Here is a 5,024-nt window from a genome sequence, read left to right on the forward strand (position 1 = left end):
CTTTTTTTGAGGATTAAATTTAACATAATCGTTTATTTTCTAAATAATTTATGAGTTAATTATAGAGATTGTCTGTCAAAAGTCAATCCCCTTTTTTTATGTGTTCTAAATAACATTTATCTAGTCTTACTTAAGGATGGACTTTGATAAATTTCTTCGAGTTGATAGTTTTTTATATCTTTAGGACTACCATCAAAAAGAATTGTCCCTTTACCCAGTCCAATAATCCGGTCAGCATATTCTAAAGCTAAATCAACTTGGTGTAGACTAACTAAGGCTCCAATTCCATCTTCTTGACAAATTTTTCGTAAATTGGATAATACTTGATGAGAACTAGCAGGATCTAAACTAGCGATCGGTTCATCAGCTAAGAGAAATTTAGGTTGTTGGGCCAAAGCACGAGCAATTCCTACTCGTTGTTGTTGTCCCCCACTTAAAGCTTTTACAGGTGTTAAAGCTTTGTCTAATAAGCCTACTCTTTCTAAACAATTTAAAGCAATATATTGATCTGTTTTAGGAAGAGGAAATAAACTTCTAAGGGTAGAATGATAAGCTAAACGACCTACTAAGACATTTTTGAGAGCAGTTTGTCTAGGAATTAATTGATGTTGTTGAAAAATCATTCCTGTTCTTTGACGATGTTTCTGTAATATTTTAGGGTTATGTAAATTACCTAATCCTTCACAAATTACTTCTCCACTGGTAGGAGAAGTAAGAAAGTTTATACAGCGTAAAAGGGTAGATTTTCCAGCTCCAGAAGACCCTAAAATTACTGTGAATTCCCCTTGAGTAAATTCAACAGAAATGTTATTTAAAGCTACTGTTCCATCTCGGTAAGTTAACCCGAGATTATTCAGATAAATCATAATGTTTGATTGGTTAAATGATTAATTAAAAAGCGGTCAGCGCTCAGCAAGCCTCCTACGGAGGAGCTTCACTAACAGCAGTCAGCAGTAAACGTTTATAAGGGAATTTCAACCCCTAGCTATAAAAGCTGTTAACGTACTTCCTCCCCAGGAGGCTTGCTGTTTGCAGAGCATTCCGTCAGGAAATGCTAAAAGCTAATAGCTAGTTAATTTTTCCTAGAGCTTACTTTTATTCTCAATATTTAGTCAAGTATTTTTTGTGAAATTATTGTCTAAATATCCGCAAGTATATATATTTATATATTGAAAAAGTTCAGGCAAGCTATAACCTGCAAAAATTGACCAAAAAATAAGTTTTCAAGCCTCCCTTTGGATAGAAGATGAAAACTGGTCCGAGGATGGCTTTAACTAGAGGTACTGATAACTAAAATGACATGAATGAAGTTAAAATTCAAAAGCAATATGATCGACTTGCTGATATTTACGATTTACGCTGGCGTAATTATATAATTAATACTCTTACCTTTCTGAATAATTGGGAGCAAATTGAGCCACAAGCAAGCATTTTAGATGTTGCTTGTGGTACTGGCGAATTTGAAAGACTTTTACTCAACAAAAATCCGACGCAAAAAATTATAGGAGTTGATATATCCGAAAAGATGTTAGATTTAGCTAGGAAAAAATATCAGGCTTATTCTAATGTCGAGTTTCAAAAAGCTTCAGTTCATTCACTACCTTTTGAAAGTCATTCTTTTGATGTAGTTGTATGTGCTAATTCTTTTCATTTTTTTGATAAACCTCAAGTAGCATTAAGAGAAATGAAACGGGTGCTTAAACCTGATGGTAAAGTAATAATTCTTGATTGGAATAAAGATTATTTTGTCTGTAGAATTTGCGACTGGTTCTTACAAATTTTCGATCCTATTCATCAACAATTTTATACTCAAGCAGAATTACATCAGTTATTAGTCTCTACCAAGTTTAAACTAGATGGTTCAACTAAATTTCGTTTAGGAGTTATTTGGGGAATGATGGTTGTTAGAGCTATTCCGACTCAGCGGGAATTTGCAAATAAACAAAGTTGCTGCTGTTGGTAAACCTTATCAAAAAACTTTTCCCTTGCGCTTTGACTCCGATAGTGGGAATGAAGCGATCTCCTGTAAAAACGGTTGTTCGCCCCTACCACTAAAATATTAAAATTTAAATATAATTGCTATAGATAGATATGTAGTGTTAGTTTTGTAGTGAGGAAAATTTAAGTGCAGGTTGAACAAGTTCTTGAGAGATTAAAGTTAGATTTACCAACTTTATTTGAGAAAGATATTTCCTACGATATATATACTAAAGATATTTTTTTTAAAGATCCAGTAAATACCTTTAAGTGGAAGTTTAATTATCGGATTATTTTTTGGACTTTGCGCTTTCATGGTCGGCTATTTTTTACAGAACTCTATTTTGATTTACATGATGTTCAGCAAACAGCAAAAGATATAATTTTAGCAAATTGGACTGTGCGTGGTGTGTTAAGAGTTCCTTGGAAAGCTAAGATTTTTTTTAATGGTTATTCTACTTATAAGTTTAATCAAGATGGGTTGATTTATGAACATATTGATACTTGGGATAGGAAACCAAGTGAAATATTAAAGCAGTTTTTTTTAAAAGGACTGTAGCACAGCCATCTTGGCTGTAAGAAAAACAGGAAAGATGCCTGTGTTACCGCAGCGCGGGTATCTTGAACAGGCAAGATGCCTGTGCTACCTAATTGGAGCAATTTCAGCCATATCTAATATGTTGGGAATTAAGTCTTCTCGCTTGATTGCCATTAGATGAACTCCTTGACAAATTTTGCTTGCCATTGTAACTTGTTCAGCAGCAATTTTTATTCCTTCTTGTAAAGGTTTTTCTGCATTTGCCAAACGATTAATAATATGTTCTGGTATATCAACTCCTGGCACATACTTATTCAGAAATGCAGCATTTTTAGCAGATTTTAGTAAAAATATTCCTGCTAAAATTGGCTTCTTACTATCAAGTCCAATTTGACTCATAAATTTTTCTAGTTTTTCAAAGTCAGAAATTAATTGACTTTGAAAAAATTGAGACCCTGCTAATAATTTACGTTCAAATCGTTTTTGTAATCCTGACCAACTAGGGGACTGAGGGTCTACCGCAGCACCTACAAATAAATCTGTTGGTCCATCTGGTAAAGCTTTCTCATTCCAGTCCATACCTTGATTTAACTTAGCAATCATTTTTAATAGACGTACAGACTCCATATCAAATACACTTCTGGCATCTTTATGGTCTCCTGCTTTTACAGGGTCTCCAGTCAAGGCTAAAATATTGTTAATTCCTAATGCTGAAGCTCCCATTAGGTCAGCTTGTAAAGCTATACGGTTGCGATCGCGACAAGCTACTTGAAATATTGGCTCTAGGCCATGCTTTTTTAAGATGATAGAAGCTGCCAATGAGGACATTCTTAATACGGCACGACTACCATCAGTAATATTAACTGCATGAACTCTACCTTTGAGAGTTTCAGCCATTTTAATCATGTGAGTAGGGTCAGTTCCTTTCGGTGGTGCTACTTCAGCAGTGATTAAAAATTCTCCAGATTTTACGGCATTACGAAATTGATTCATCTATTATTGTTTCTTTAGCTGTGCTTAAATTTTCAATTGTTGTCTTAGTTTTCTCTTGGCTATTTGTGCAATAGATTAAATATGGTTATGGTTGCTGTTAGCTATGAATAAATATCCTTGATTACTAACTATATATTTACTTTGCTTAATGGCATAATTTTCAGAATTAATTATTTCATCTTATCCAGTGTTAGGTATTAGTTATTAAGTCTAATAATTTTTAGAGGAATTCTCATCTTCAATCAACTACTATATTTTTTTAAGTTTCCTATTCTCTGCTAAATTGACACAGAATAACCCAAAGCTTTTTTAACTTTTTCTAGAGTTTGATTAGCGATGGCTCCTGCTTTTTGCCTTCCTTCAGCTAAAACAGATTCCAGATAACCTTTATCATCCATTACTTCTTTATATTTTGTTTGAATTGGAGTTAAAGCCTCAATAGTTGTCTCAGTTAATAAAGGTTTAAATTTACCCCATCCCATATCTTGACATTCTGTTATTACCTCTTCTTTTGTTTTACCTGAAAATAATTCATAAAGAGTCAATAAATTATTACATTCAGGTCGTTCAGGATTATCAAATTCCAAACCTTTAACCGGATCTGTTTTGCAACGTTTAATTTTTTTAGTAATTACATCTGGTGGATCTAATAGATTAATTCTACTCAATTCTGAAGGGTCAGACTTAGACATTTTGCTAGTACCATCTGTCAAACTCATTACCCGCGCACCTTCTTTTCTAATCAAAGGATCTGGTAATTTTAAGATAGTTTCTCCCTGACCAAATTGATGATTAAATCTAACTGCTATATCGCGGGTAAGTTCTAAATGTTGTTTTTGGTCTTCTCCCACAGGAACTTTATCTGCATTATAAAGTAGGATATCCGCAGCCATCAAAACTGGATAATCTAATAAACCTGCACCTACATTTTCTCCCTGTTTAATTGCTTTTTCCTTAAATTGAATCATATCTGTCAACCAATTCAAGGGAGTAATACAGTTAAGAAACCATGTCAATTCACTATGAGCAGGAATGTGAGATTGCACAAATATAGTAGAATAATTCAGGTCTATTCCGCAGGCCAAATATAAAGCAGCAATAGTATAGGTATCTGTAGCTAGTGTAGCCGGATTATGAGGTACTGTAATGGCGTGTAAATCTACTACACAGAAAAAATTGTCGTATTCTTTTTGTCCTTCTACCCAATTACGAATTGCGCCTAAATAGTTACCAATATGAAGGTTTCCAGTTGGTTGAACTCCAGAGAGTACGCGCTGTTTACCCATTATTTCTCTAACTTTAGTTGTTCAAAATTAATTAATACTTAAGAATAACATATTGAGTGTCTGGTTAAATATCCTCATCCTCTGGACGGAAGTAAAAAATCAAAAGCCAAAAGTCTTTTCAGTTATTATTAGTCCAGTAGGGTGCATTAGATTGAATTCAAAAGTCAAAAGTCATGCATTCAAAAGTAAGAATTTTCAAGTTAAAATCTATTGCACAGTTTTAGCTGTGT

At 33.7% G+C, this 5,024-nt stretch carries 5 protein-coding genes; 2 read left to right on the forward strand and 3 right to left on the reverse strand.

Annotation, left to right across the window (positions count from 1 at the left end):
* Positions 1-116: 116 nt before the first annotated feature.
* Positions 117-866 carry a phosphonate ABC transporter ATP-binding protein gene (phnC, locus tag AFK68_RS10915; protein ID WP_094672723.1) on the reverse strand — a complete coding sequence of 250 codons (750 nt, stop codon included), beginning with the start codon at positions 864-866 and terminating at the stop codon, positions 117-119.
* A 434-nt stretch (positions 867-1,300) separates the two neighbouring features.
* On the opposite strand from phnC, the gene AFK68_RS10920 reads away from it, so the two are divergent.
* Together AFK68_RS10920 and AFK68_RS10925 are read left to right on the forward strand one after the other, a co-directional pair.
* Entirely contained in the window at positions 1,301-1,963 is a 663-nt protein-coding gene (locus tag AFK68_RS10920) for a class I SAM-dependent methyltransferase (protein WP_094672724.1), read from the forward strand.
* A gap of 162 nt (positions 1,964-2,125) precedes the next feature.
* Positions 2,126-2,536: a DUF2358 domain-containing protein gene (locus tag AFK68_RS10925; protein WP_094672725.1), complete on the forward strand. Its 411-nt coding sequence runs from the start codon at positions 2,126-2,128 to the stop codon at positions 2,534-2,536.
* Positions 2,537-2,620: 84 nt separating this feature from the next.
* Here the strand turns inward: AFK68_RS10925 and AFK68_RS10930 are convergent, their stop codons facing one another.
* Positions 2,621-3,508, reverse strand: coding sequence for a methylenetetrahydrofolate reductase (locus AFK68_RS10930; protein ID WP_094672726.1), 888 nt, complete (start codon positions 3,506-3,508; stop codon positions 2,621-2,623).
* A gap of 278 nt (positions 3,509-3,786) precedes the next feature.
* The gene (gene trpS, locus AFK68_RS10935; protein WP_094672727.1) at positions 3,787-4,794 is read right to left on the reverse strand and encodes a tryptophan--tRNA ligase; all 1,008 of its coding nucleotides are present in this window, start codon (positions 4,792-4,794) and stop codon (positions 3,787-3,789) included.
* Positions 4,795-5,024 lie beyond the last annotated feature (230 nt).

The organism is Hydrocoleum sp. CS-953, assembly GCF_002260545.1.
Classification (GTDB): Bacteria; Cyanobacteriota; Cyanobacteriia; order Cyanobacteriales; family Microcoleaceae; genus Trichodesmium.

What these genes read in the sequence shown, in the direction of transcription:
- phnC (WP_094672723.1), bottom strand. Translation starts at nt 866, where the DNA reads ATGATTTATCTGAATAATCTCGGGTTAACTTACCGAGATGGAACAGTA.
- AFK68_RS10920 (WP_094672724.1), top strand. Translation starts at nt 1,301, where the DNA reads ATGAATGAAGTTAAAATTCAAAAGCAATATGATCGACTTGCTGATATT.
- AFK68_RS10930 (WP_094672726.1), bottom strand. Translation starts at nt 3,508, where the DNA reads ATGAATCAATTTCGTAATGCCGTAAAATCTGGAGAATTTTTAATCACT.
- trpS (WP_094672727.1), bottom strand. Translation starts at nt 4,794, where the DNA reads ATGGGTAAACAGCGCGTACTCTCTGGAGTTCAACCAACTGGAAACCTT.